The organism is Ruegeria sp. CDSC085 (genome assembly GCF_059610465.1).
On record NZ_JBXWNR010000010.1, the window covers coordinates 61,172 to 88,006 of the forward strand.

The 26,835-nt window shown below is 55.8% G+C and carries 19 protein-coding genes; 12 read left to right on the top strand and 7 right to left on the bottom strand.

Annotated elements, in window-relative coordinates:
* Nucleotides 1–75 precede the first annotated feature (75 nt).
* The 6 genes from AC2FJB_RS15030 (at nt 76) to AC2FJB_RS15055 (ending at nt 9,435) form a co-directional block, all read left to right on the top strand.
* The gene (locus AC2FJB_RS15030; protein WP_496719381.1) at nt 76–831 is read left to right on the top strand and encodes a DeoR/GlpR family DNA-binding transcription regulator; all 756 of its coding nucleotides are present in this window, start codon (nt 76–78) and stop codon (nt 829–831) included.
* A gap of 86 nt (nt 832–917) precedes the next feature.
* Complete coding sequence (locus AC2FJB_RS15035) at nt 918–3,380, top strand: GcvT family protein (RefSeq protein ID WP_496719382.1); 2,463 nt, start codon at nt 918–920, stop codon at nt 3,378–3,380.
* A gap of 196 nt (nt 3,381–3,576) precedes the next feature.
* Nucleotides 3,577–4,416 (top strand): EamA family transporter, encoded by an 840-nt coding sequence (locus tag AC2FJB_RS15040; protein WP_299897707.1) that lies wholly within the window; start codon nt 3,577–3,579, stop codon nt 4,414–4,416.
* Between the two features lie 733 nt (nt 4,417–5,149).
* Nucleotides 5,150–6,169: a putative 2-aminoethylphosphonate ABC transporter substrate-binding protein gene (locus AC2FJB_RS15045; RefSeq protein ID WP_299897710.1), complete on the top strand. Its 1,020-nt coding sequence runs from the start codon at nt 5,150–5,152 to the stop codon at nt 6,167–6,169.
* 132 nt (nt 6,170–6,301) lie between these two features.
* A complete protein-coding gene (locus AC2FJB_RS15050; RefSeq protein WP_117873033.1) occupies nt 6,302–7,417 on the top strand; it encodes a putative 2-aminoethylphosphonate ABC transporter ATP-binding protein in 1,116 nt (371 codons plus the stop codon).
* Complete coding sequence (locus AC2FJB_RS15055; protein WP_496719383.1) at nt 7,414–9,435, top strand: putative 2-aminoethylphosphonate ABC transporter permease subunit; 2,022 nt, start codon at nt 7,414–7,416, stop codon at nt 9,433–9,435. Before AC2FJB_RS15050 ends, AC2FJB_RS15055 begins: the two co-directional genes overlap by 4 nt.
* Nucleotides 9,436–9,459: 24 nt before the next feature.
* Here AC2FJB_RS15055 and AC2FJB_RS15060 read toward each other — a convergent pair whose 3' ends face one another.
* Nucleotides 9,460–10,350, bottom strand: a complete 891-nt coding sequence (locus AC2FJB_RS15060) for a LysR substrate-binding domain-containing protein (RefSeq protein ID WP_496719384.1) — start codon at nt 10,348–10,350, stop codon at nt 9,460–9,462.
* A 120-nt stretch (nt 10,351–10,470) separates the two neighbouring features.
* Between AC2FJB_RS15060 and AC2FJB_RS15065 the strand changes: the two genes are divergently transcribed.
* From AC2FJB_RS15065 to AC2FJB_RS15085, 5 genes are all read left to right on the top strand, one after another.
* Entirely contained in the window at nt 10,471–11,658 is a 1,188-nt protein-coding gene (locus tag AC2FJB_RS15065) for a 2-aminoethylphosphonate--pyruvate transaminase (RefSeq protein WP_299897721.1), read from the top strand.
* Nucleotides 11,659–11,676: 18 nt separating this feature from the next.
* Nucleotides 11,677–12,921, top strand: coding sequence for a phosphonoacetate hydrolase (phnA, locus tag AC2FJB_RS15070; RefSeq protein ID WP_299897723.1), 1,245 nt, complete (start codon nt 11,677–11,679; stop codon nt 12,919–12,921).
* 3 nt (nt 12,922–12,924) lie between these two features.
* Complete coding sequence (phnY, locus tag AC2FJB_RS15075; protein ID WP_496719385.1) at nt 12,925–14,388, top strand: phosphonoacetaldehyde dehydrogenase; 1,464 nt, start codon at nt 12,925–12,927, stop codon at nt 14,386–14,388.
* 106 nt (nt 14,389–14,494) lie between these two features.
* Nucleotides 14,495–15,847 carry a (R)-1-hydroxy-2-aminoethylphosphonate ammonia-lyase gene (gene pbfA / locus AC2FJB_RS15080; protein ID WP_496719386.1) on the top strand — a complete coding sequence of 451 codons (1,353 nt, stop codon included), beginning with the start codon at nt 14,495–14,497 and terminating at the stop codon, nt 15,845–15,847.
* Nucleotides 15,848–16,087: 240 nt separating this feature from the next.
* On the top strand, nt 16,088–17,752 hold the full coding sequence (locus AC2FJB_RS15085) for a Na/Pi cotransporter family protein (protein WP_496719387.1): 1,665 nt from the start codon (nt 16,088–16,090) through the stop codon (nt 17,750–17,752).
* Between the two features lie 644 nt (nt 17,753–18,396).
* Here the strand turns inward: AC2FJB_RS15085 and AC2FJB_RS15090 are convergent.
* Nucleotides 18,397–18,864: an Lrp/AsnC family transcriptional regulator gene (locus AC2FJB_RS15090; protein WP_496719421.1), complete on the bottom strand. Its 468-nt coding sequence runs from the start codon at nt 18,862–18,864 to the stop codon at nt 18,397–18,399.
* Between the two features lie 127 nt (nt 18,865–18,991).
* Between AC2FJB_RS15090 and AC2FJB_RS15095 the strand changes: the two genes are divergently transcribed.
* Complete coding sequence (locus AC2FJB_RS15095; RefSeq protein WP_496719388.1) at nt 18,992–22,453, top strand: indolepyruvate ferredoxin oxidoreductase family protein; 3,462 nt, start codon at nt 18,992–18,994, stop codon at nt 22,451–22,453.
* Nucleotides 22,454–22,750: 297 nt separating this feature from the next.
* On the opposite strand, the gene AC2FJB_RS15100 is transcribed toward AC2FJB_RS15095, so the two are convergent.
* Genes AC2FJB_RS15100 through AC2FJB_RS15120 form a run of 5 tightly spaced genes read right to left on the bottom strand, consistent with a single transcriptional unit; the run spans nt 22,751 to nt 26,834 of the window.
* Nucleotides 22,751–23,446, bottom strand: coding sequence for an RraA family protein (locus tag AC2FJB_RS15100; RefSeq protein ID WP_117873041.1), 696 nt, complete (start codon nt 23,444–23,446; stop codon nt 22,751–22,753).
* The gene (locus AC2FJB_RS15105; RefSeq protein WP_117873042.1) at nt 23,443–24,138 is read right to left on the bottom strand and encodes an alpha/beta fold hydrolase; all 696 of its coding nucleotides are present in this window, start codon (nt 24,136–24,138) and stop codon (nt 23,443–23,445) included. Before AC2FJB_RS15105 ends, AC2FJB_RS15100 begins: the two co-directional genes overlap by 4 nt.
* Nucleotides 24,135–25,259, bottom strand: a complete 1,125-nt coding sequence (locus tag AC2FJB_RS15110; protein WP_496719389.1) for a cobalamin-independent methionine synthase II family protein — start codon at nt 25,257–25,259, stop codon at nt 24,135–24,137. Before AC2FJB_RS15110 ends, AC2FJB_RS15105 begins: the two co-directional genes overlap by 4 nt.
* 10 nt (nt 25,260–25,269) lie before the next feature.
* Nucleotides 25,270–25,872 (bottom strand): class I SAM-dependent methyltransferase, encoded by a 603-nt coding sequence (locus AC2FJB_RS15115; protein ID WP_117873044.1) that lies wholly within the window; start codon nt 25,870–25,872, stop codon nt 25,270–25,272.
* Nucleotides 25,869–26,834, bottom strand: coding sequence for a cupin domain-containing protein (locus AC2FJB_RS15120; protein WP_496719390.1), 966 nt, complete (start codon nt 26,832–26,834; stop codon nt 25,869–25,871). The genes AC2FJB_RS15115 and AC2FJB_RS15120 overlap by 4 nt, the downstream gene beginning before the upstream one ends.
* Nucleotide 26,835 lies beyond the last annotated feature (1 nt).

Here is a 26,835-nt window from a genome sequence, read left to right on the forward strand (position 1 = left end):
TGATTGTGTGTTCAGGCTGGACCCTATTGGCAAGTTTTGGCATATTCGTGCAATGCCAAACCATAGGGCCGGCCAATGCTAGCACCCGAACGCCACGCCATTATTCTGGAAGAAGTCTCGCGCCAACCCGCGGTCTCGATCCGATCTCTGACTGAACGGCTTGGTGTATCCCGGGAAACCGTGCGCAAAGATATTGAACAGCTGGCTCAGGAGAACAAGCTTCATCAGGTGCGGGGCGGGGCGACCAGTGTGCGCAGGCAGGAACCTTCCATGGCCGACCGGTCCCAAACCAACCCGGAGGGTAAGAAACGGATTGGAGCCTATGTGGCCAGCGTAATCCCGGACGGGGCCAGCGTGATAGTTGACAATGGGTCAACGACAATGGCAGCGGCGCAGGCTTTGGCGACTGTTCGCCAGAATCTTACTATATATACCAACGACTTAACGATTGCTTCTGTGCTGGCACCAGCGACCACCGAAGTCACGCTGCTGGGCGGGCGGCTGGATTTTTTAGAGAATGCTACGTTGGGTTTGGACACGCTCGACCACCTGTCGCGGTACAATGCGGAATATGCACTGATAGGGGTCGGCGGTGTGAGCTCTCGGGCATTGTTTACAGACTTTTCGCTAGAAGGTGCCAACCTGCGTCACATGATGATGGAACGGGCGCAGCGGCCACTGATCCTGGCGGATGGCAGCAAGTTCGACGTGGTTGGTCCGATCGCGATGAAACCGCTGCCGGTGAAAGCAGCACTGGTGGTGGATGAGGAGTTGCCAAATAGCATAGTTGGCGCGCTACAAAACCAACCCGTGGATATTGTGAAAGTGTAACGCAAAAATACGAAAGCAGTTGCCAAAAATTGCAAAGCACAAATAGGGTGGAAGCAAATCCGAATCCCTGAGTACGGAGCGAGCCGATGGCTGACACCAAACTTCCGCACAGCGCACAATATGTCATTGTGGGAGGCGGTATCGTTGGCTGCTCGGTTGCGTATCATCTGACCAGGATGGGGCATCGTGACGTGGTGCTTCTGGAGCAGGGGCAGCTGAGCTGTGGCACCACATGGCATGCGGCCGGTCTGGTTGGTCAGTTGCGCAGCCAACCCGCGATGACCAACCTGATCCGCTATTCGACCGAGCTCTATTCGCAGCTTGAGGCAGAGACCGGGCTCGCGACAGGCTGGATGGAGTGCGGCTCGGTTACTGTTGCACGGACAGATGACCGTATGACCATGCTGCTGCGCACGGCTGCGGCGGCGCGGGCGCAGGGTGTCGAGGTTCAGGTCATCAGCGCTCAGGAAGCGCAGGACAAGTGGCCGGTAATGCAGGTGGATGATGTCAAGGGCGGGTTGTGGATGCCCGGGGACGGAAAGGCAAATCCGACCGATCTGACTCAATCGCTGGGCAAGGGCGCACGGATGGGCGGCGCAAAGGTGATCGAGGGCATAAAGGTCACCGATATCCTGACTAAGAATGGCGCGGTAAGCGGTGTGGTGACTGATCAGGGCACGATCAAGGCCGAGGTCGTAGTCAATTGCGGTGGCCAATGGGCACGGCAACTTGGCAAGATGTGCGGCGTCAACGTTCCCATGCATTCGGCCGAGCATATGTATATCGTGACTGAGCAGGTTGAGGGTGTGACCCCTAACCTGCCGGTGCTCCGCGATCCAGACGGTTACATCTATTTCAAGGAAGAAACCGGTGGTCTGGTGTTGGGCGGGTTCGAACCTGAGGCCAAGCCCTGGGCAATGGATGGAATACCTGACAAGTTCTTCTTCCAGTTGCTGCCCGATGACTGGGACCAGTTCGAGATTCTTTTGAAAAACGCACTGGTCCGGGTGCCGCAGATGGCCGAAGCCGGCGTGCGCAAATTCTACAACGGCCCCGAGAGCTTTACGCCTGACAACAACTATCTGCTTGGAGAGGCCCCTGAACTGAAGAACTTCTTCATCGGCGCCGGGTTCAACTCTATGGGTATTGCCAGCGCCGGCGGGGCAGGGCGCGCTCTGGCAGAGTGGATTGTCGAGGGGGCGCCGACCTCGGACCTGTTTGCCGTTGATATCCGCCGGTTTGCCAGTTTCAACAACAACCCCACTTGGCTGCATGACCGGGTCAAGGAAACTCTGGGACTTCATTACGCGATGCCCTGGCCGAACCGAGAGCTGGATTCGGCGCGTCCATTCCGACGCTCTGCCCTCTATGACCGTCTGGCGGCGAAGAATGCCGTATTTGGATCGAAAATGGGCTGGGAGAGGGTGAATTATTTTGCGCCTGAAGGTGAGGCGCCCGAGATTCATTACAGTTTTGGCCGTCAGAACTGGCATGACGCGGTTGCCACTGAGCATAAGAATACCCGCGAGGGGGTTTCGGTCTTTGACCAGAGCTCGTTTGCCAAGCTCCTGGTTCAAGGTCGCGATGCCTGTGCCCAGCTAAACCGGATTTGTGCGGCCAATGTGGATGTGCCGGTGGGTCACACAATCTACACTGGCCTGCTGAATGAGCGCGGCGGGTATGAATCCGATCTGACCGTGCTGCGCCTGAAGGATCAGGAGTTCATGCTGATCACGGGCTCGGCACAGGCTGTGCATGATACGGATTGGATACGCAGGAATTTCGTCGAGGATGCACACGCATTCCTGACGGATGTAACTTCGGCCTGGTCAGTGCTGGCCGTTATGGGGCCAAAGTCTCGCGACGTGCTCCGCAAGCTGACCAAAACTGACCTGTCCAATGCCGGTTTCCCATTTGCCGCGGTACAGGAGATTGACCTGGGTTACGCCTCCGTGTTGGCAAATCGCATAACCTATGTAGGCGAACTGGGTTGGGAACTGGTGGTTCCGGTTGAATTCACCATCGGTGTCTATGAAGACCTGATGTGCGCCGGAGCAGAGTACGGCATTCGCGACGCCGGATATTATGCGCTGGAGGGGCTGCGGCTGGAAAAGGGATACCGCGCCTGGAGCCGTGAATTGACCCCCGGCATCACACCGTTGCAGGCGGGGCTGAGTTTTGCGGTCGATTTCGAAAAGCCGGGCGGCTTTATCGGGAGAGAGGCGCTGCTGGCTGCGAAAGAAGACCCCAGTCACCTGAAAACCCGCATTGTTCAGCTGGTGCTGGATGATGGCGCACAGCAGCTTTGGGGCGGCGAGGCCGTCCTGTGTAACGGCGTTGAAATCGGAGAAGTTCGTTCGGCGGCGTATGGCCATACGCTGGGGGCAGCGGTAGCTTTATGCCAGCTTGACGCGCCGGAACGCATCACATTGGAATATATCCGGAACGGCGTTTTCGAGATTGATCTTGCCGGAACCAGATTTTCAGCAACAGCCCATTTAAGAAGCCCATATGATTTCGGGAACGAACGACCCAAGATGGACGGCTAGGTTCCGATGGTAAACGACTGGCCTAAATCCAGATGAAACACTGTTCTGTCATCAAACCTGACACGGCGCATGTCACGGATATCAGCACTTTTGTGCTGGGATGGATTGCCGTTGGATCAGCTTTCGTTGGGGCTGGCCTATCTGAGAGCCGAACTGTGATGAAAGAAAAAAAACTTGCTCATATCGTCGAGCCACAATGACAATACAGGCAGTTCTCATCGTATTGACCGCAGCCGTGTTGCACGCGCTCTGGAATGCGGTTGTCAAAGGCGCGCCCGACAAAGCCGTGGTTTTGGGGCTGGTGTCGCTTGGCCACGCTGTGCCTGCGTTGATTGCGTTGCCTTTTGTCGGGTTGCCAGTTTGGGCAGCTGTCCCCTTCATCATCGGTTCGACCCTGATTCACTGGGGTTACTATTGGTTTCTCAACACCGCGTATAAGCACGGTGACCTGTCGGTAGTGTACCCAATCTCACGCGGGATGACGCCAATCCTGGTTACGGTGGGTGCTATCTTTTTTGCGGGTGAGTTTCTGCCGCCGATCGCATGGGCCGGTATCGTCTGCATCTCGGTTGGGATCGGATGTCTGTCCTTGGCCGGGCTGGGCAGAAACACAAACTGGATCGCCGTAGCGGCCGCTTTTGGCACGGGTTTGATGATTGCGTCCTATTCGATCGTGGATGGTATCGGTATCCGGCTTTCCGGGAATACGTTGGGATACATTGCAGCATTGTTCGTTGCCGAGATTATTGTTGCCGGGTTTATCTTCACGACCAGATGGCAGCGTTTCGTTGCACTGCCCAAGCGCTATGTCTGGGCGGGCCTGACAGGCGGCGTCATCTCTGGGCTGGCGTACGGGTTGGTACTCTATGCCAAGACCATTGCGCCCTTGGGCGTGGTATCCGCCCTCCGGGAAAGCTCAGTTATCTTTGCGTCGCTTATTGGTGTGATGTGGTTTGGTGAGGGTCCAAAATCCAACAGGCTTCTTGCAGCGACCATCGTCGCGATCGGAATAGTAATCCTTGCAATGACACGTTGAGCGTCCTTCGGGGCATCGAAGAAAAGTTTGCGGAATTCAGACCCTGAAACATGCCTGAGTGTTCTGCTGATCGTCATAAGCCAGTTCCGCAATGATTTGGTGGGGTAGGGCGGTTTCGGTTGGGTGGCGGACGGCCCAAACCGCGAAGACCTTGGGGAAACGTGGTTGGTTTTGCCCGCCGTTTTGCCGCCAACAAGCCTGTTGAGCCAGCCGGGTATCCCTTTTTGTCCCAGCCTCAATAAAAAGACAAAGCTTGAAAGATGTCTTGGATGATACGGAAGCCGAACGCTCTGAACGCAGCGGTTTTTAACTCGCCTTTGGTAATCCGGAAGAGCCGACGAACCGGATGTCAGACCTCAGATTGCCTTCGCGGCAGTCCAGTTTGTCCATTCTCTGTACGAAACCATACCGGCTGGCCGCAATTGGTGCCTGCACGCTGCATGTACACTTGGATATGGATGAAAACGGGGAAGTTTCGCCGATAGGGATGCGTTCGGAATAATGGACCATGAGATCGCACAAAAGCAAAAAACCAGGTTCGTGAATTCGCCCTGTTCGGCCTGAGGCCTTGCCAATGCCACCTATAGGTATTGCTTATGACATCGAAGATATAATCGATTTTTATTGGCGTTTTTATCTGTCAAACTGCTGTCAAACAATCGGTGCATAATAATCGAGTTCGAACGCCGCGTAAGAATGGCGAAAACAACATAATTACCAACAGAGGATCACAATGAAACACACGACATCATTTCTCGCGGCTCTGACTATAGGTGCGCTAACGGCAACGGTTGCGGCATCGGAAACTGAATTGACAGTTTATACCGCAGTCGAGGCGGAAGACTTGGCCCGGTACGCCGAAACTTTCAATCAAAGTCACCCTGATATCAAGATCAATTGGGTTCGCGACTCGACCGGCATCATTACGGCGAAATTGCTGGCAGAACGTGATAATCCGCAGGCAGACGTTGTTTGGGGCCTGGCCGCCACGTCGCTGCTGCTGCTGAAATCAGAAGGTATGTTGGAGCCTTATGCGCCGGCTGGTGTGGAAAAGCTGGACAAAAAATTTGTTGATGGCGACAACCCCCCTGCCTGGGTCGGTATGGACGCCTGGGTTGCTTCTGTCTGCTACAATACAGTCGAGGCCGGGAAGGCCGGGTTGACCCCGCCGACATCCTGGAAGGATCTCACCGACCCAATGTACAAAGATCAGGTGATCATGCCCAACCCGAATTCATCGGGTACGGGGTTCCTTGATGTGTCCAGCTGGTTGCAGATGTTCGGTGAAGAAGGTGGTTGGGAATACATGGATGCGCTGCACGAGAACATTGCACGGTACACCCATTCAGGTTCAAAACCTTGCAAATTGGCGGCAGCAGGCGAGATCCCTATCGGCATCTCTTTCGCGTTCCGCGGGGCAAAATCCAAAGCCGACGGCGCGCCGCTTGAGATCATCGTGCCTTCTGAAGGCGTAGGCTGGGACATGGAAGCCACCGCAATTGTTGCTGGCACTGCAAATCTGGAGGCCGCGCAGAAGCTGGTGGACTTCACGGTCACCAAGGAAGCCAACGAGATGTACAACACCGGCTATGCCGTCGTAGCTTATCCGGGTGTTGCAAAGCCGGTTGAGCACTTCCCAGACGGTCTTCTGGATGCAATGATCGAAAACGATTTTGAGTTTGCCGCCAATAATCGCGCGGCAATCCTGAAGGAATGGCAGTCTCGCTATGACGGAAAGTCGGAAGCGAAGTAATCCCTTTAGCAGGAGAGGCTTTTGTGCCTCTCCTGCACACCAGTATCTTGTTCCCCAACAAACAACTTACTCACCCGGTTCAAACCGGCCAGGATCGGCCGTGCCCGAGGTGCAGATGTGAGGACCTCTCCCGTGCTTCAGAAAACACCACCCGGTGAACTGTATCTCAGCATCCAGAATTTGTGGAAGGCGTTCGGAAGCTTTCTGGCGCTCAAGGACATCTCTCTTGAAATCAATGAAGGGGAATTTGTCTGCTTTCTAGGCCCGTCCGGTTGCGGTAAGACCACTCTTTTGCGGGCGATTGCCGGATTGGATTTGCAGACAAAGGGTACGGTCATGCAGGATGGCAAGGACGTATCCAATCTCCCCCCGTCCGAACGGGATTTCGGGATTGTGTTTCAGTCCTACGCTCTGTTCCCGAACCTGACGATTGAAAAGAACATCGCCTTTGGCCTTGAAAACACCGGCCGCAGCAAATCGGATATCGCTGTTCGGGTAAACGAACTCTTGAATCTGGTTGGTTTGCCGGAACAGGGCAAGAAATACCCAGCGCAATTGTCAGGTGGTCAGCAGCAACGGATTGCACTGGCCCGCGCCATCGCGACCAACCCGGGTCTTTTACTTCTGGATGAGCCGTTATCGGCGCTGGACGCCAAAGTGCGCGTTCATCTGCGGCATGAGATCAAGGAGTTGCAGCGCAAGCTGGGTGTGACCACCGTGATGGTGACCCACGATCAGGAAGAAGCGCTGGCCATGGCAGACCGGATCGTGGTCATGAATCATGGTGTGATCGAACAGGTGGGGCCTCCCACCGAAATCTACCGGGAGCCGGCCAATCTGTTTGTCGCCGACTTTATCGGTGAAATGAACCAGATCCGGTCGCAGGTTACCAAAGGCGGACGATTGAGCGTCGGGGAGAAGACCTTTGCCTGCCTTAGCCACAAATTCAACGATGGGACCCCGATCATCGCAGCTATTCGACCCGAAGATATCATCCCTCATGAAGCTGGTTACCTGGACACAGGTGGCAATCGGAACTGCATAGAGGTCACGCTTGATGAGATGGAGTTCCTGGGTTCGTTCTGGCGCTGCCGATTGAACAACGAGAGGTTCGGATCATCGGAACTAATTGCGGATTTCTCGATCAACGCTGTACGTCGTCTTGAGCTGGAAGAAGGGCGCAGCATGGTGATTGAGCTCCCCGAAAACCGTCTTATGGCTTTTGACGTCCCGGAGGCTGAGGCATGAGCTCGCTTTCGACCAACCAAGGCACCTTGCCTGTCGGGCCGGACATCAAGCCAAAGCTCAGCCGCGACGACATCCTGATGCGCGGAAGCATGATGGTGATCGCGCTATATCTGGTGGTGACGTTGGCGTTGCCACTTTACACGATGCTCTCCAAGTCGTTCTCGACCTATCGGATAGAACTGTCCCAGTATGAGTTTCAGCTAAGTGACGATGCAGGCGTATTCGATGGAACGATCCTGTCGGCTGACGAACTGAACAGGCAATTGAGGGTCTTTTCCGACACTGATCTGGTGACTGGCTCGGACGGACGTTTGCCTGTGACCGGACTCTTCCCTGATTTCAGCTTTCGCAGCCCGGTCATGTACAAGATCCGTAACACAACGGATACCGGGCGCTTTCTGGTCGGGTCGACTTTGAATGAAGGCACCGATTGGGTCGAGCTTGATTCCAACACGTTCCGCCGGGTGCAAATGCGGCCGGTCCAGTCGCGAGGACTGGACAATTTCATTAACTACTTCTCGACACCGGCACTGTTCAATTCGATCAAGAACTCTCTTTGGATTTCGGTTGTCAGCACCATTGTAACGGTGACGCTGGCGTTTTGGTTCGCCTATGCGCTGAACCGAAGCTGCATGCGGTTCAAAGGCGTTTTTCGCCTCATTGCCATGGCACCGATCCTGGTTCCGTCGCTCTTGCCGGGCATCGCGTTGGTCTACCTTTTCGGCAACCAGGGGATGATCAAGGAGTTGCTGTTTGGTGCCAGCATTTACGGCCCCATCGGCATCGTGATCGGATCGGTTTTCTTTACCTTTCCGCACGCATTCCTGATCATATCGACCGCGCTCGCGATATCTGACGCGCGCCTGTATGAAGCTGCTGCCAGCTTGCGGTCGACGCCATGGCGAACCTTCTGGACCGTAACGATACCCGGGGCCCGCTATGGGCTGATCTCAGCGGCCTTTGTTGTTTTCAATCTGGTGATCACCGATTTCGGTCTACCCAAGGTCATCGGCGGTCAATTCAACGTGCTTGCAGTGGATATTTATAAACAGGTGATCGGTCAGCAGAATTTTGAGATGGGCGCTGTGGTATCGGTGGTTCTTGTCGTCCCGGCCATCCTGGCATTTGCCATCGACCGGATGGTTCAGTCCAAGCAGGTGGCGCAGCTTTCGGCGCGTTCTGTGCCGTATCAGCCGACTCCAAACCCAAAGGCTGATCGCATATTCCTGATCTACTGCAGCTTGGTCGGCCTGTTCATCGTCGGTCTTCTGGCTGTGTGTCAGTTTGCGGCGCTGATCAAGTTCTGGCCGTACGATCTGAGCCTGAGCCTCAAGAACTATCAGTTCAACAGAATGGACGGCGGCGGCTGGGGATCGTATTTCAACTCGATCAAACTGGCGTTGCTGACGGCGGTTATCGGCACGACAGTTGTGTTCTTCGGGGCTTACTTGGTGGAAAAATCGAACGGGTTCAGAACCGGTCGGTCGATTTTCCAGATGTTTGCGATGCTGCCGATGGCGATCCCGGGCATGGTATTGGGGCTGTCGTACATCTTCTTCTTCAACAACCCATCCAACCCGCTGAATGGGATTTACGGCACGATGTCGATCTTGGTGATTTGTACAGTGACCCACTTCTACACCGTGTCGCACCTGACGGCCGTCACCGCGCTCAAGCAAATGGACAGAGAATTTGAGTCGGTGTCGTCTTCGCTCAAACAACCAACGATGAAGCTGTTTGCACGGGTAACGGTTCCGGTTTGCCTGCCAGCGGTTTTGGATATTTCAATCTATCTGTTCGTCAACGCGATGACGACCGTGTCGGCAGTGGTGTTTCTTTATTCTCCCAAAACGACGCTTGCGTCCATCGCGGTGCTGAACATGGATGATGCCGGGGATATCGCACCGGCGGCGGCAATGGGTATGATGATCTTTTACACCAACGCCGCTGCCCGGATCGTTCACCTGATTGCCTCAAAAGGCATTCTGAAGCGCACTCAGGCTTGGCGAAGCAGGTAGTCAAAGAACTCTGCCCCCCGCCGATCAGGTATCGGCGGGGGGGCTTTTTTCTTCCAGCGCGCGCTGGGCGAAGTCCATAAAGGCTCGGATGATCTTTACGTTGCGCCGTTGCGAAAGCGAAATCATGCTTTCACCCATTTGCAACGTCACGCCTTTCAGCTTGATTTGCCGCAACCGATCATCGTGCCCATACTCTGCTTCAGAGACAAATCCGATGCCTGCACCCGAGGCTACAAGCTCGCGAACGGCCTCGCGCCCTTCCGCAACGATTGCAGGATTCAACGTGATACCGCGCCTTTCGGCTTCTTCTTCCAGTTTCTGACGTGTTTTTGACCCATGCTCTCTGAAAACCAGCGGTTGATCGGCCAACTCTTCCAAAGAAAGCGAAGGTTTGGATGCCAAAAGCACACCTTGCGCGGCGAAGGCCACGATTTCAGTGGACCCCAGATTCAACACATCCATATCCTTGCCAGGAGACAAGCTGCCAACAACGCCGATCTCTGCGTTGTATGACCGAAGTTCTTCCAGAATTTCTTCGGTGTTGCCGGACCGCACGGTGATGGTGATTTTGGGATACTTCTTTTGAAACGAACCCAGGAAAGACGTCATGTGATGCGCTGAGTCGGCAATGATCCGCAATTCCCCGTCGATCGCGGCCTTGGTTTCCGAGAGGTAGTCCTCGATCTGATCTTCGATCTCAAAATACTGCTTTGTGAACTGGTAAAGCTGTTCGCCTTCGGGGGTGAGGTTCACGCGTTTTCGTTCGCGCTGAAACAACAACAGGTCGTGATCCTGTTCCAGCTTTCGAACCTGTTCGGAAATCGCCGGCTGCGTCAGAAAAAGTGCCTCGGCCGCGCGGGAAAACCCGCCATGTTTGGCCACGTAATGAAAGGCTTTGAGCTGGCTGTGCCGCATCACCGGTCCCCAATGATTTATGCATAGGCTGCACTTATAATTAGATTGATATTTGCAATTTCACATATAGCAACCATTGCTGCAATGGTGTTTGTGAAAACGCTGTTCTGGAGCCTGGTAATGACGCCATCCCATCCAAAAATCGAGCAACCGCGCCTCGGCGAACCATACCTTTTGACACCCGGGCCATTGACGACGTCCTATGCCGTGAAAGAGGCCATGTTGCGCGATTGGGGCAGCTGGGACGACGACTTTCGCGCCATGACCCGGGAAGTACGATCAAGCCTGCTGGACCTGCTTGGTGAGGGCGCTGACGCGTTTGATTGCGTCCCAATGCAGGGCAGCGGATCGTTTTCAGTCGAGGCGATGCTGGCATCCTTCATCCCGCCGGAAGGAAAGGCGCTGGTATTGGCCAATGGCGCCTACGGGCAGCGTTCAGCCCAGACATTGCAGTACCTGGGCCGGGACCATATCGTGCTGGACAAGGGCGATTACCTGCCGCCGCGGGGCGACGAGGTTGCGCGTATTCTCGCGGATGACCCGGCCATCACGCATGTTGTTGCCATTCACTGCGAAACCAGCTCGGGGATCTTGAACCCTGTCGAGGAAATATCCGAGGCCACATATGCAGCCGGTCGCAAGCTGTTGATAGACTCGATGTCTGCCTTTGGTGCGATCGAGCTCAGGCCCACAGATATTCGATATGACGCCATGGTATCTTCTGCAAACAAGTGCATCGAGGGCGTTCCGGGCTTTGGGTTCATTGTGGCGCGCAAGAGCGAACTGGAAGCCGCAAAGGGCAACAGTCATTCCCTGTCTCTGGATGTGCACGCCCAGTGGGCGCACATGAACAAGACCGGTCAATGGCGCTTTACCCCGCCGACGCACGTGGTTGCAGCCTTCATCGAAGCGCTTCGGGCGCACGCTGCTGAAGGCGGCGTTGCCGGCCGCGGCGCACGTTACACCCGCAACCGGGACGTTATGGTTTCGGGGATGCGCGAACTGGGTTTCGAAACACTGCTGGACAACCGTTGGCTGAGCCCGATCATCGTTACGTTCTTCTGCCCCGCCGACGAGAAGTTCGTATTCGATCAGTTCTATAACCTGATGAAAGACAAAGGGTTCATTATCTACCCGGGTAAGCTGACCGTCGTCGACAGTTTCCGCGTCGGATGTATCGGTCAGATGGACGAAGACGTCATGCGTAAGGTTGTGAACGCAGCAAAAGAATCTCTGGACGAAATGGGCGTTACAAGTGCCGCTCCTCCTCTCCGGGCACTGGAAGAACGCGCCAAGTTGGCCGCTTAAACATCAAGGAAAACACAGATGACTATCCAAACTCCTGTCGAAGCAAATGAGCGCGTCTATCCGACGCCGAAGGTGCCCGCCATTGCCATCTGCCTTGATGGATGTGAACCTGAATACCTCGATGTCGCGATTGCGAAAGGGCTGATGCCCAACCTCAAGCGAATGCGGGAAGAGGGCACGGACCGGCTGGCACATTCCGTTATCCCGTCGTTCACCAACCCCAACAATCTTTCGATTGCCACCGGGCGTCCTCCAATCGTGCACGGAATCTGTGGCAACTACCTCATCGACCCAGACAGTGGTGAAGAGGTGATGATGAATGACGTCCGCTTCCTGCGTGCGCCGACCATCTTTTCCCAGTTCTACGACGCGGGTTTCCGCGTGGCGATGGTAACCGCCAAGGACAAGCTGCGCGCGCTGTTAGGTGCCGGGCTGAAGTTTGACGAAGGCAGGGCGGTTGCGTTTTCTTCCGAACGGTCGGGTGAAACGACGCTGGCGGAACACGGCATCGACAAGGCCAGCAAATGGCTGGGCATGGACGTCCCCGAGGTTTACTCGGCAGAGCTTTCCGAATTTGTCTTTGCCGCTGGCGTCAAGCTGCTGAAAGAGTTCAAGCCCGACGTGATGTATTTGTCGACCACCGACTATATCCAGCACAAGTTTGCACCCGATCAAAAAGGCGCACTCGATTTCTATGCCATGTTCGACCGGTATCTTGGCGAACTGGATGAATTGGGAGCGGCCATCGTGGTGACCGCGGATCACGGCATGAAGCCCAAGCATTTGGCGGATGGATCGCCCTCTGTAGTTTACGTGCAGGACCTGATGGACGAATGGCTGGGCAAGGACGCGGCACGGGTCATCCTTCCGATTACCGATCCATACGTCGTGCATCATGGCGCGTTGGGTTCCTTCGCAACCGCCTATTTGCCTGACGGAGCAGACCGGGACGACATCATCGGCAAGCTCAAGGCGACCAACGGCATTACGCACGTGCTGACCAAGGCCGAAGCGATCGAGCAATTCGAATTGCCAGGCGACCGCATTGGCGACATCGTGATGGTTTCCGGCGAAAACATCTGTATCGGCACGTCCGAGCATCGCCATGATCTGGCAGCGCTCAAAGAACCGTTGCGCAGCCATGGCGGTTTGACCGAACAGGAAGTTCCCTTCATCGTGAACCGCGTCATCGACCTGCCGAACCAACCCGTGCTGCGCAATTTCGATGCCTTCTTTTACGCAACAACAGCGGCGGCACAGTAAGCTATGAAAGATCAGACCATGTCGAAAATCGAAGTACGTAACGAGGGAATGCGGATCGGTGGCGAGATTGTCTTTACCGACGACACTGTTCCCGTTCTCTACCCGTACACCAACGAAGTCGTGGGTCACGTACCAGCCGGTAAAGCCGAACATGCGCGCCGGGCTTTTGAGATTGCGGCGAATTACAAACCCAAGCTGACCCGATACGAGCGCAGCCAAATCCTGCAACGGGCGGGCGAGTTGATCGGCGAAAAGCGCGACTATCTTGCGAAATGGCTGACGCTGGAGTTGGGGATCTGTCACCAGCATGCGATCTACGAAACCAAACGCGCGCAGGACGTGTATCAATTCGCGGCGGCCGAGGCACTGAAGGATGATGGTGAGATCTTTTCCTGCGACCTGACCCATAACGGAAAGGCCCGCAAGATTTTCACCACCCGAGAGCCGGTGAAAGCAATCAGTGCGATCACGCCGTTCAATCACCCGCTGAACATGGTCAGCCACAAGATCGCGCCGTCGATTGCCACCAACAATTGCATGGTTTGCAAACCGACTGAACTGACGCCGCTGACCGCATTGACACTGGCTGACATTCTCTATGAGGCAGGCTTGCCGCCCGAGATGTTCCAGGTCGTGACAGGTTGGCCCGGCGACATTGGCGACGAGATGATCACCAATGAACACATCGATATCATCACCTTTACCGGCGGTGTGCCCGTGGGCAAGATGATCGCCGAAAAAGGCGTCTACAAGCGTCAGGCGCTGGAACTTGGCGGCAACGACCCTCTGATCGTTCTGAATGACCTCACTGAGGCCGATTTGGACAAGGCGGCAACAATTGCCGTGGCGGGGGCTACAGGAAACTCCGGTCAGCGTTGCACGGCGGTCAAGCGCATACTCGTGCAGGAAAGTGTGGCCGACAAATTTGTGCCGCTGGTTCTTGAGAAGGCGAAGAAGATCAAGTTCGGCGATCCGCAAGACCCGGAAACCGAACTGGGATGCGTGATCCATGACAAGGCCGCCGAGATTTTTGAAAACCGTGTTCTTCAGGCGGAAAAAGAGGGGGCTGAAATTCTGTACCACCCCGGCCGTCAGGGTGCGCTGCTGCCGCCTATCGTGGTCGACAAGGTGCCCCATGACAGCGAATTGGTGATGGAGGAAACCTTTGGTCCTATCGTGCCGATCGTTCGCGTGCCGGACAACGACGAAGAGGTGATGGCGATTTCAAACGGCACCGAGTTTGGCCTGTCTTCGGGCGTCTGCACAAACGATCTGAACCGGGCGATTGCTTTCATCAACGGGTTGAACGTCGGCACCTGCAACATCTGGGAACAGCCGGGCTATCGCATTGAAATGTCGCCCTTTGGCGGCATCAAGGACAGTGGAAACGGGGTGAAGGAAGGCGTCATCGAAGCAATGAAGTTTTTCACCAACGTCAAAACCTATTCGTTGCCGTGGCCTAACTAAGCGTACCGCCTTTTCCCCATCTGTGGAAAGGGTAACACAGTTCCTCCCTGGTACTGGCGGGCCTTGCGGGGTCCGCATCATTTGATGACGGCAAAGAGGAGCGGACATGCCACAAATTGTCCATACTGAAGGGGAATCAAACACGTCTGAGGCGCGCAAGGTGTGGTTGCAAAAGTCCATGGGGCCGAAGTCAACGCCATTGCTCAAACGCGATGCGAACGTGTTCCTGCATCAATCTCTATCCTCACCTTGCGTCAGCACCATTGCAAAGGCCGAGGGGATCTGGATCGAGGATATGGAGGGCCGCCGGTACATGGATTTCCATGGCAACTCGGTGCACCACATCGGTTATGGCCATCCCCGTTTGGTTGCCGCCATTAAGGCACAGCTTGACGATCTTCCTTTTGCGCCACGCCGCTTCACCAATGATCCGGCCGTAGAGTTGGCCGAGAAACTGGCAGAGATCGTGCCTGGCGATCTGGGGAAAATGCTCTTTACCACCGGCGGCTCTGACGCCAACGAGGTTGCCCTCAAGATTGCACGCGCCGCTACGGGTCGGTTCAAAACGATCAGCTTCTGGGATGCCTTCCATGGCGCTGGTTTCGGCGCCGCAAGTGTGGGCGGAGAGGCGACGTTTCGCAGTCATATCGCAGGCCCCCTCCTGTCCGGTACCGAACATGTCGCCCCCTTTGCCTGCTATCGATGCCCGTACAATCACACGGTCCCTGAAACCTGCGGACTGGCCTGCGCGAAAATGGTCGAATATGTCCTCGAGCGTGAAGGAGATGTGGCGGCTGTCATAGCGGAACCGATGCGCGCGGTGCCCTATGTCCCTCCGCCGGGGTTCTGGAAGACGGTTCGCGAGGCGTGCAACCGTCACGGGGCGCTTTTGATCATGGATGAAATCCCAACGGGTCTTGGCAAGACTGGCAAGATGTTCGCCTTTGAGCATGACGAGATCATCCCGGATATCGTGACACTTGGGAAAGCGCTTGGCGGCGGCATCCTGCCCATCGCGGCCTGCGTTGCCCGTAAGCAGCTGGATGTTTGCGGAGATTTTGCCATCGGACATTACACGCACGAAAAGAACCCGGTCACTGCCCGGGCCGCTTTGACGACGATCCAGATCATCGAAGACGAAGGCTTGGTTCACCGTTCAGCGGAACTGGGTGAACATGCCATTGGTCGCTTGATGGATGAACTTCAGAACGTTCCGATTGTCGGAGACATCCGGGGAAGGGGCCTGATGTTCGGGATTGAAATCGTCGATGATCGCGTCGACAAAACGCCGGGGAACGCGTGCGCCGAACGGATATACTATGCCTGCCTCGAGGCCGGTCTAAGCTATAAGATCAGCCAGGGGTGCGTTCTGACATTGTCACCGCCGCTGACCATCTCGCGTTTGGACCTGGACCGCGCAATCGACATTGTAATTGCCGCAATCAAGGCCGAGAGTTGACGTCCGCGACCAATCTCGTGTCACAATAGGATCAGTGATCGCGCCCTTCCGGGACCCCTTGGCCAACCTCATAAGCGACGGGTATTCCGTCAAAACGCTTTCAAATGGTTGCAGTGAAACACACAGGAGTTTACGCCTTGTGGGCCTCAATGGGATGTAACACTTCCCAATCGCGGTCAGACACATGAAAAATACCATGCGCTGCGATACACTGAGCCAACAATAATAACGGGGTAGAGTATGGCAATTGTCAGCTTCCTTATCAGCCTTGCCGGGGCGACGATGCTGCTTCTTTACGCGGTTCGTATGGTGCGAACCGGGATCGAGCGCAGCTATGGCGCGTCTTTCCAGCGTGTAATGACCCAACAGCGCAGTTACCTGCAGGCCTCGGTGGTTGGCTTGACGATGGCGGTTGTGCTGCAAAGCTCGGCGGCTGTTGCTCTGTTGACCTCGGGATTTGCGGCCAGTGGAATGCTCAGTTTTCCTGCCGGCCTTGCGATTGTACTTGGCGGCGATCTGGGTTCGGCGCTGATCATCCAGATACTTTCGTTCCGGCTGGACTGGCTTGTTCCAATGCTGTTGGCGGTTGGGGGGTATCTGTTCGTAAAGACCGAAGCCAAAAAAACGCGACAACTGGGGCGTATCCTGATGGGTGTGGCCTTTATCTTGATCTCGCTTCGGTTCCTTCGCGAGGCGATGGATCCCATTCGGGATAGTGCGTTTCTGCCTGCGGTGGCCGATTATTTGGCGCGCGATTACATCACCGCGTTCCTTGTAGGGGGTGCTTTGGCTTTCATCATGCATTCCTCGGTGGCGGCCATCCTCATGTGTGTGACCCTTGTACAGATCGGAGCGATCCCGTTTGCAGCCGGAATGTCCTTGGTTTTTGGCGCAAACTTCGGCTCTGCCTTCATTCCGATTTGGCTCACCCGCGCCATGCCCGTCCCGGCCCGGCGCATTCCCTACGCCAACCTGGCATTGCGTGGCAGTTGGGCTTTGATGAGTTTATTTGCGGCCAACATGGCTCTGCGGACCGGGTTATTGGGCGATCCGCAAGGCGGGCAGATGCTGGTCAATGTGCACGTTGTGTTCAATTTGTCGCTGCTGGTCCTCGCCTTACCGTTTTGTGGCAAATTGAAAGGCCCGTTCGAAAGGTTTTTGCCTGATCAGAAAAAGGAAAATGTACCGCAACCGGCACGACCGGCCAGCGCATTGGACATAGGCAACGTGGCAAATCCCAGCCAGGCCCTGCCAAGCCTCAAGCGTGAGCTGTTGCGGATGAGCGACCTTGTCGAAACCATGTTCCGGCCTTGCCTGGAATTGTATCGCAGTGGGGACAAACATCAGATCCGAGCGGTGCAAGCCATAGACGTAGACGTGAACAATTGTCTGTCCGGGATCAGGGCATTTGTTTCGGCGATCCCGCCAGATGTATACGAAAAAAGGGACGCAAAAACTGCACGCGACCTTATGGAGTTCGCTATCCGGCTTGAGACGGCCGGGGACGTCGTTGCCAAGCGCTTGACAGTGTTGGCGGGTGAAATGCGGGCCAAGGGCTCGAGTTTCTCGCAGGAAGGCTGGTCGGAACTTGTTCAGATGCACGAGGGCATTCTGGCTAATGTGAAGCTGGCTTCAAACGTACTCATTTCAGACGATCTGGAAAGCGCGCGCCTGCTCAGCCTCGAGAAGACCGAAATCAAACGGGTGGAACGTGAAAGCCGAAAACGACACCTGCGCCGATTGCAGCACGGGTCACGGGAAAGCTTCGAAACCAGTGATATTCATCTTGAGACGTTACGTGCGTTCCGAGAGTTCAACAGCCACATTGCATCTATTGCGTACCCGGTTCTGTACCAGAATGGCCAGCTTCTGGAGACGCGGTTGATCGACGAAATTGCGGAGTAGCCGAAAGCCAAGGAGAGTTCGCTCTCAAATCTGCAAAAGCAAAGAAACGGTGCTACACTCTTGATGACGGCAGGGAACAGGAGCCGGACTCAATGCAAGCAAGGGAAAAGAAAAGAAAAAAAACGAAAATCGAAGCATCAAAGTGGCTTCAGGCTCGAAATTTGATTTTGAGATTGTTCGGCGTCTCTGGCACCTTCCGCCCGGAGCGCCGCACAAGAGATCACATCAATTCAAGTGAACCAGCTTCTCCTACAGTTGAGGGCAGGTCTTCAGATGCACGATCGTACCGTTTGATGCACGGAATAGATGGCAGAATTCAAAATGTCGCAGTCCAAAAGGCGACAACGTTTTACCTGCCTTAATGCCTGATCGCGCGTCGGTTTTTTTGAGGGCTTGCGGAATCCTGACCTGTGAAAATCTCAGTTTTCAGCAACGCCGCGGGGTTTGGAGGGTGTGACCGTCGCTTGGTAACGTGTTCGCGTGAACCTGCCGTTTGGAGCACTCAAAAACGGCCAATCTGTTTGCGGCTGCCTGCTAACACGGCATTTTTTCTAAAGCGAAATGAATGAGCCTTCCGCTGGTGTGTTTAAAGCTGTGCAACTAAACCAAAAACAAAAGGCAAATAAGTCCCTCGACAATCGATATCAACAAGAAGGAATGGGCAGGGCATTGCTGCGTTTGATTTCGCGGAGAACGACATTCGTTTGCGCGCTTTCCACTGCCGGCAGGCGAAACAGGAATTCTTCAAGAAAAACGTTATACGCCCCGATATCCTTGCAGATCACCCGCATGTGGTAGTCTGCCTGCCCGGTCGTTGCGTAGCATTCCATTACTTCCGGGCGCGTCTCGATCGCTGCAATGAACTGCTCTAGATGTTCCGGATTGTGCCGGGTCAGATGTACATGCACCATGGCCTGAAATGAAAGCCCTGCGTGTTGAGGCGACAATTCGGCCCGGTATTGCGAAATCAGACCGGCCTCTTCAAACGCACGAACTCGACGCCAGCTGGCAGAAGATGACATACCCACCCGTTCTGCAAGGTCAGCGTTTGAGATGCGGCAATCATTCTGAAGGATCGCGAGAAGTTGGCAGTCACGTGAGTCGAGAAGCATCCGAGAAAAATACCCCATATTGCAACAAAAGGAGAGAGAATTTTTCAAACAACTTCATAATTTTCGGGAAGGTAGAACAGATTCCTCAGAAATTTCCGGTAAAATACCCAGAAAAGGCGAGGCATCCATGACTGACCAGTCCCTGAAATTCGATACTTACGCCCTGTCGGACCGATACAAAGCCTCGGAGGGTCGTGTTTTCCTGACGGGAACGCAAGCTCTGGTGCGCATCATGTTGGACCAGGCCCGCAGGGACGCAGCAGCAGGAAACAACACGGCTGGGTTCATTTCCGGATATCGGGGGTCCCCCCTTGGTGGTCTGGATCTGGAACTGTGGCGAGCGAAAGAGGAAACCGAGGCGGCCAGGATCACATTCATGCCGGCCGTAAACGAAGACCTCGGCGCCACAGCGGTTCTTGGTGCCCAGCAGGCTTCGCTGGATCCCGATTGTGAGGTCGAGGGCGTGTTTTCGATGTGGTACGGGAAGGGCCCCGGAGTCGACCGTTCAGGGGACGCTCTGCGCCATGGCAATGCCTATGGCTCGTCGCCGAAAGGCGGGGTTCTGGTTGTCGCGGGTGACGATCATGGCTGCGTGTCTTCTTCAATGCCGCATCAGTCCGACGTCGCCTTCATGACCTGGTTCATGCCAACGCTGAATCCAGCCGGTGTTGCTGAATACCTGGAGTTCGGTGAATACGGGATCGCGCTGAGCCGATATTCAGGCACCTGGGTCGGGTTCAAGGCGATTTCGGAAACCGTGGAAAGCGGGCAATCCGTGCAGTTGAGACCGGACCGTAAATTTACCTTGCCGGAAATAGATCTGCCGCCGGGCGGCTTGCACGTGCGCAGCGCCGATTTGCCAAGCCCGGCCATCGAGACGCGGATCGAACACAAGTTGCGGGCGGTCGAGGCTTTTGTCGAAGCCAACCCGATCGACCGGCGAATCTATGATATCAAGGATGCTCCATTCGGGATTGTCACAACGGGCAAGAGCCATCTGGACTTGATGGAAGCGCTGCGCCTTCTGGGTCTCGGCGAAAGCGGATGCCGCCGTTTGGGCATCGACATTTACAAGGTCGGGATGGTTTGGCCTTTGGCACGGCGCGATGCGCTGTCTTTTGTCCGTGGCAAAAAAGAGGTGCTGGTCGTCGAGGAAAAACGCGGGATCATCGAAAGCCAGTTCAAGGAATACTTCTATGACTGGCCGGGGGACAAACCCGAAAAGATGGTTGGAAAACACCGCGCGGCAGGCGATCCGTTGATTCCCTGGACCGGAGAGTTGAGCCCGTTGAACCTGATTCCGGTCGTTGCAGAGCGACTCGACCGTTTTTTTCCGGAACAAGGATTCTTGGAAAAGGCGAAGGCGCTGACGGACGAACCGCCATCTGTTCTGAATGTTCCGGGTGCGGTCAGGTCACCATATTTTTGCTCGGGTTGCCCCCACAACACGTCCACCAAAGTTCCGGATGGAAGCACGGCTGCGTCAGGCATCGGCTGTCACGTGATGGCAAGTTGGATGAACCGCAACACGGTCGGTTATGCGCAGATGGGTGGCGAAGGTGTGCCGCATGTTGTTGCCTCGAAATTCAATGGCAACAAACATATCTTTCAAAACCTTGGCGAGGGCACTTGGTATCATTCCGGGTCGCTTGCCATTCGCCAGGCCGTGGCGACAGGTACAAACATCACTTACAAGATCCTTTACAATGATGCAGTGGCGATGACGGGGGGGCAGCCTGTTGATGGCCCTATCAGCGTTTCCGGGATCGCCCAGACCTGTCGCGCAGAAGGCGTGGACCGGATCGCGTTAGTTTCAGACGATATTACAAAATTCGATTCCAGAGATTTTCCGGCACGAACGAGCTTTCACCCCCGGGAAGAGATGGATGCCGTGCAGCGTGAGTTGCGTGACATCGAAGGTGTAACGGTTTTGATTTACGAGCAGACCTGCGCCACCGAGAAGCGTCGTCGCCGCAAGCGTGGAAAAACAGAAGACCCCAAACGATTTGCTTTCATCAACCCCGCGGTGTGCGAAGGCTGCGGCGATTGCTCTGTCGAAAGCAACTGCCTGAGTATTGAACCATTGGAAACCCCATTGGGCCGCAAGCGAAAGGTCAACCTGAACTCCTGCAACAAGGACTTTTCCTGCCTGAACGGGTTTTGCCCCAGTTTCATTACCGTGGAAGGGGCGACACGGCGAAAAGAACCCAAGCAAAAACTGGATATCCCTTCACTTCTTGCCAAGGTTCCCGACCCGCAGCTTCCTGACTTGGACGCGCCGTACGATCTTCTGGTCGGTGGGGTCGGTGGTACCGGTGTCGTAACAGTGGGCGCCGTTCTGACGATGGCGGCGCATTTGGAAGGCAAAGGCGCCAGCGTGCTGGATTTCACCGGGTTCGCCCAGAAATTCGGTACGGTTGTCGGCTATGTTCGCATTGCCCGCACGCCCGACGAAATCAATCAGGTCCGAATTGAGTCCAAAAGCGCCGACGCCGTCATTGGGTGTGACGTGGTCGTGTCTTCGGCGCCCAAAGCCTCGGTTCACTATCGCAAACGCACAAAAGTCGTACTGAACCGTGCGGAAATGCCAACAGGTGACCTTGTTTTGCAGCGCGATGCCCAGCTCAAGGTCGATGAACGAGAAGCGTTGATACGCCGGACCGTCGGCGAAGAAAATGTCTTCGGTTTGGATGCAAACCAATTGGCGGTGGATTTGCTGGGGGACTCGGTTTTCGCCAATACCTTGCTGTTTGGTGTCGCGTGGCAGCTGGGGAACATTCCGATCAGTGAGGTTGCGATCAAACAGGCGATCAAGCTCAATGGAACCGCGATCGAGGCCAACGCGATGGCCTTTGATCTCGGGCGGGTGATCGCAGCAAACCCACAGGTGCTGAATGCAAAGGAGAAGAGGTCTTCGCAAGAATCCGCGCAGCAGATAATCGATTACCGGTCCGACGAATTGGCGACCTACCACGATGACGCTTATGCGCAACAGTACCGGGATCGCTTGGCCCGGCTGTCCGCAGCACTGCCTGATCAGATACGGGAGAAAGCGCTTTCGCTTGCGGCAAAATCCTTGTTCCGTCTCATGGCAATCAAGGACGAATACGAGGTCGCCCGGTTGCTGACATCGCGACAATTCGAGAAACAACTACAGTCCGAGTTCGAGGGGGATTTTCGGATCAAATACCACCTCGCTCCTCCGGTTTTAGGTGGTCAGAAGGATGCACGCGGACGGCCGCGCAAGCAAAGCTACGGTGGTTGGATGACCCCCGTCCTGAGGCTCCTTTCCCGTGTACGCAGGATTCGCGGAGGATGGCTTGATCCGTTCCGGTTTTCAAGGGACCGCAAGCTTGAAAACGAAACCCAAGCCTGGTTTCTGAGTGTGTTGGACCGCATCGAAGAGGCCAACCCCGAACTGGAGGCGGAAACCTGCCTGAAAATCCTGTCAGCCCCGCTGGATATCCGCGGCTTTGGTCCGGTGCGCGAAGCGGCAACACGAACCGTACGTGCTGATGTAGATGCCATGCTGAACGTGATCGGAGAACAGCGAAGTGATGCGCAGGGCTTTGCTTCTCATAAGGCTTGAACGTTCTTTCCGAAATCTGTCCGGAAACGCGGATTTCAGGCGGGGCTGAACGGATCTGAACCCCCGCACATCGCGATGAAATGGGCTGCTGTCTGTGCAATGGTGCGACATAATCCGGATCACGTTCGGACGCCACCGGCAGCGGCGCGACGCCGTCACCGGATAGGCAGATGTGGCTAAACCTTCGTCACGGGCATTGCGTTGGCAGAGGCCGTCTTGCTCCGGCTCTGGGTTGACGAGTAAGGGACCTGTAAGTGTTTTTCACCCAATCGGCTTTCATTGTCTCTGCCCCCGCGATCAGACCCTTGCTTTTTCAAAGGCGGCCCAGGCGGTTTCGAATGCTTCGAAATCAAACGCGGGCTCGCGGGCTGCGTCCAAAACAATACGTTCTGTCGCCAAAAGCTTTTGGATAGCACCTTCCAATTGATCGACGACATCATTCGGTATGACCAAAGCGCCATGACGATCGGCGTGAACCAGATCACCAGACTCAACTGTCAGACCAAAAATCGAAACTTGAGTGTCAACCTCGCGGACGTGGACGAAACCATGGCTCGGTCCGATGGAACCAGCGACAACCGGGAACCCTTGGGGCAAATCCCCGAGATCCCGCATGACACCATTGGTCAGAGCCCCCGACATGCCGAATCCCTTGTGAACTGTCGTATTGATCTCACCCCAGTAAGCGCCGATACAATCAGGATAATCCAGATCCTCGACCACGGCGATTGAAGGGCCGGGTGCCTCGGCCATGTACTTGTAATAAGCCATACGTCGGGCTTTGATGACTTCGGGCGGCTCGGTCGGGGGATTGACCGCAGCGATCTTGGCAGTGCGGGCATAGCCGACGATGGCAGGCCCTTCGGGGGCAGAGCTTAGCATGGTGCCACGCGTGAACCTGTCGAACCCGCGCTTGCCCTGCGCCACCTCGATGGCATTGCAGACAGTTGGTGTGTCGACTTTGCGGAGCAAAGACAAAAGGGTCGGGGTCATGTGTCCTCCAGCCAGCGGGACAGCGCCGCTGTTGTTTTTTCAGGTTGTTCCAAAGTCGGGAGGTGACCCGCGTCGTCGATGATCTCGAGCGAGCTTTGTGGCAGCAGGTCATGCAAAAGTCGGTGGCGTTCAACATTGCAAAGCCGGTCTTCACGCCCGCACAAAACCATAGCCCTTCCGGTATAAGCCGTCAGTGTCTTGCTTTGGTCAGGGCGGTTCATAAGTGCCTTGGACTGACTTATGAAAACGTCAGGGCCCAAGTCGGCGGCCATTGCCATGCACAGATCCAGGATCGCCTCCCGGTTCGGTCCATCAGCCAGGTAACCGGGCTTCATCTCGTCACGCATCACGGTCCTCAGCTGACCGTTGCGAACGGCGGACATCTGGGGCGAGCGACGCGCTTTTACCTCTGGCTTTTCCGCCAGTGGATTGGTGTCAAGCAAAGCCAGATGCGAAACACGTTCAGGGGCTTGGCGCGCTATTTCCATCGCCACGATACCCCCCATGGACAACCCGGCCAGCGTGAAAACCGGTGGCGCATTTCTGAGGATATCGTGCGCCATGGCCTCAACGCTGTCGTGGTGAGACAACGGAAAGGTCATCACGGGCATTCTGCCCGACAGAGCATTGATCTGGGGGCCAAAAAGCCGGGCATCACACATCATGCCCGGCAAGAAGATCAGAGGTTTCATGCTGAGGCCAGCTTTGCCCCTTCGGACAACGCCGCCAGCTTGGCATAGGCGATCTGGGGATCAACGGCGCCGAATCCCGCAAAAGTGCCAAAGCCGCAATCGCTGCCCGCGATCACCCGGTCCGCCCCCACGATTTCTGTGAACCGGTCGATCCGTTGGGCCACAAGTTCGGGATGTTCGACGAAATTGGTTGTGGTGTCGACCACGCCGGGCACCAGCACCTTGTCATCGGGAATCTCGGCCTTGCGGTCCCGGAAGACAGTCCATTCATGGGCATGCCGCGGATTCGATGTTTCGAACAGGACATAGCGCGACTTGGTCGCCATCAGGGTGTTGAAAACCTTGTCCATGGCGATGTCACAGCAATGCGGGCCTTCGTAGTTGCCCCAGCATATATGTACCCGTACGCGATCCTGCGGGACGTTCTGAAGCGCGTGGTTCAGGGCCTCGACATGCATGTTGGCTATCTTGATGAACTCATCGTCCGACAGGTCGGTGAACAGCATGTGGCGCGACAAGGCGAGGTCGGGGCAATCCAGTTGCAGGTCCAAACCGGCAGTAACGATGGTTTCATATTCTTCTTTCATTGCGTCGGCCAACGCAGCCAGGTAGGCCTCGCGCGTCGGGTAGAAATCATTCTGCAAAAACAGCGAGATCACTCCGGGAGACGCGGCATTCATGAAACCACGCTCGGCCCCGTGCCGAGCCATGGCCGCCTTGAGGTTGGCGATGTCTTTTTGTAACTCGCCTTGCCCCTTTGATCGCACCTCACCCGTGCACATCGGCCTTGCGTATTGTGGCGTACCGCCGTCATCGGCCAGTCTTTGCAGAAAGCCGGGGAACATTTTCAAGTCTGCCGGCGCGTTACGAGGGCTGTCGCCCGAAAACCCGGCGTAACGATCCTTGACATAGGTCGCATAGGAGATTTTCGAAGTTTCGCCGTCGCTGACAATATCAACACCGGCTTCGACCTGTTTGCGCACCGTTTCGGCCACGGTGTTGGCCATGCAGGTATCAAAGGCGCCTGTGTCATAGGGTTCATCGTTTTCGCGGGCAAAAATAAAATCCACGACGTCCTGCGTTCGGGGCAGAGAGCCAACATGTGTGGTTTTTACGGTCATTGGGACCTCCTTAGATCTTTCGTGCCATCAGGATCGTGTGGCTTTGGGCTTCAGGGTCTTCGGCCAGGTATCCGGTCATTTGCAGCCCGTTTTTCTCGAGACACTCGGCGTAACCCGCCGGGGACAGCGAGGCGTGGTACACAAGTTCTGATCCCACCGTGCCGCTGACCTCTCCGGCACGAGGTCCGACAGTCAGCATGAGCATTCCTTTGGGCCGCAAATGGCGCGCCATCCGGGCGATACAGTCTTTTTGCTCATCCGCCGTAAGGTGAAAGAAGCTGTTCCAGGCGATGATACCTTCGAACTGTTGATCCAATTCAAAGCTCCGCATATCCGCGTTGCGCCAGTCCCCAGCGGGCCAACGGCCCCGCGCAATGGCAAGCATGGCGTCGGAAAAATCGATGCCTGTGACATCAAATCCTTCTGCCATGAACCACCGTGCAATGGGGTCGCCCGAGCCACAGCCCAGATCCAATACGCGGTCACCCGGCTTCAGGCTGGCAGTGAAGCGCGCCAACCAGCGCGCTTCGAACAGGGCCTTTGAACGGCGCCTGTCATACTCTGTTGCCTGTCGCTCATAAACGGCGTGGGTGTCATTCGGGTCCGCGTTCATCCTGTCCAGGTCGCTCCTGCCGGGTCATCGGTTGCGGTGATGCGGTACAGGCCCGCCTGTCCGGTCATCGATGGTCGAACGCCATAGGTTTCGCCGGGAAGAACCAAGGCCGTGTCGCCCACCGAGATCGTGGTTTCGTACCCGTCAATCGCAACACGCCAGTGACCGCTGGCCGGCATCAGAACCACCGGTTTCTCTGCGGCAATCGGTTGGGTCACCGAGGATCCTCGTCCTAGGAAGTCGACCGCAAATCCGGGTTTGTCCTTGATCATTGCGTTTTCGCCAATCACCTTTGCGGGCTTTTTGGCCGACAACGCCATCAGATCCCAATACCGCGCGACGTATTTGTTGACCACATCCTCGACGGGAACCTCAGGATAGCTTTTCAGTTGTTCTTCGGTCAGCAAAGGCATCGGACGGACATTATGGGGCAGGTCCTGGCCCTGTTTGGAGTCGTACAGAACGCCATTGTCGCCCAGCATCAGACCATGTGTCTGCGCATCTTCGATTACCTGAGGCGCCCATGTGACGCCGCCGCCCGCATCGTCTCCGCCCAGGATTGACATGATCATTCCGTAATCCTGGCCGACATTCTCAAAGCCCCTGAAAATCCCCGTTGGAATGTTGAAGATGTCCCCTTCCTCGGCGATGAATTCCCCGGCCGTGCCATAGCGGCCCCAAAAAAACCGCCAACGACCCTTGGCAACAAAAAAGACCTCGGCCGTGGTGTGGCTGTGCAGTGAGTTTCGGCACTTCGGCGGCTGCCCCGCGGCTCCGATGTTGAAGCCGATCTTGTCGGTGATGTGGACATGCTGGTCCGGAGATTCCGAGACGCCGCCGCCGATTATCGTGAAATTCTCTTTCTGATCGCTGCCGGGAGTGTGGGCATCGATAAAAGCGGTTTTACAGGGTTGAAGCTCGCCATAGCGGACTATGCGGGAAGGGATGGATGATTTTGTCATG

Excerpts from the sequence above, each read along its gene's own strand:
- AC2FJB_RS15030 (WP_496719381.1), top strand. The coding sequence starts at position 76 with ATGCTAGCACCCGAACGCCACGCCATTATTCTGGAAGAAGTCTCGCGC.
- AC2FJB_RS15035 (WP_496719382.1), top strand. The coding sequence starts at position 918 with ATGGCTGACACCAAACTTCCGCACAGCGCACAATATGTCATTGTGGGA.
- AC2FJB_RS15040 (WP_299897707.1), top strand. The coding sequence starts at position 3,577 with ATGACAATACAGGCAGTTCTCATCGTATTGACCGCAGCCGTGTTGCAC.
- AC2FJB_RS15045 (WP_299897710.1), top strand. The coding sequence starts at position 5,150 with ATGAAACACACGACATCATTTCTCGCGGCTCTGACTATAGGTGCGCTA.
- AC2FJB_RS15055 (WP_496719383.1), top strand. The coding sequence starts at position 7,414 with ATGAGCTCGCTTTCGACCAACCAAGGCACCTTGCCTGTCGGGCCGGAC.
- AC2FJB_RS15060 (WP_496719384.1), bottom strand. The coding sequence starts at position 10,350 with ATGCGGCACAGCCAGCTCAAAGCCTTTCATTACGTGGCCAAACATGGC.
- AC2FJB_RS15065 (WP_299897721.1), top strand. The coding sequence starts at position 10,471 with ATGACGCCATCCCATCCAAAAATCGAGCAACCGCGCCTCGGCGAACCA.
- phnA (WP_299897723.1), top strand. The coding sequence starts at position 11,677 with ATGACTATCCAAACTCCTGTCGAAGCAAATGAGCGCGTCTATCCGACG.
- phnY (WP_496719385.1), top strand. The coding sequence starts at position 12,925 with ATGAAAGATCAGACCATGTCGAAAATCGAAGTACGTAACGAGGGAATG.
- pbfA (WP_496719386.1), top strand. The coding sequence starts at position 14,495 with ATGCCACAAATTGTCCATACTGAAGGGGAATCAAACACGTCTGAGGCG.
- AC2FJB_RS15085 (WP_496719387.1), top strand. The coding sequence starts at position 16,088 with ATGGCAATTGTCAGCTTCCTTATCAGCCTTGCCGGGGCGACGATGCTG.
- AC2FJB_RS15090 (WP_496719421.1), bottom strand. The coding sequence starts at position 18,864 with ATGCTTCTCGACTCACGTGACTGCCAACTTCTCGCGATCCTTCAGAAT.
- AC2FJB_RS15095 (WP_496719388.1), top strand. The coding sequence starts at position 18,992 with ATGACTGACCAGTCCCTGAAATTCGATACTTACGCCCTGTCGGACCGA.
- AC2FJB_RS15100 (WP_117873041.1), bottom strand. The coding sequence starts at position 23,446 with ATGACCCCGACCCTTTTGTCTTTGCTCCGCAAAGTCGACACACCAACT.
- AC2FJB_RS15105 (WP_117873042.1), bottom strand. The coding sequence starts at position 24,138 with ATGAAACCTCTGATCTTCTTGCCGGGCATGATGTGTGATGCCCGGCTT.
- AC2FJB_RS15110 (WP_496719389.1), bottom strand. The coding sequence starts at position 25,259 with ATGACCGTAAAAACCACACATGTTGGCTCTCTGCCCCGAACGCAGGAC.
- AC2FJB_RS15115 (WP_117873044.1), bottom strand. The coding sequence starts at position 25,872 with ATGAACGCGGACCCGAATGACACCCACGCCGTTTATGAGCGACAGGCA.
- AC2FJB_RS15120 (WP_496719390.1), bottom strand. The coding sequence starts at position 26,834 with ATGACAAAATCATCCATCCCTTCCCGCATAGTCCGCTATGGCGAGCTT.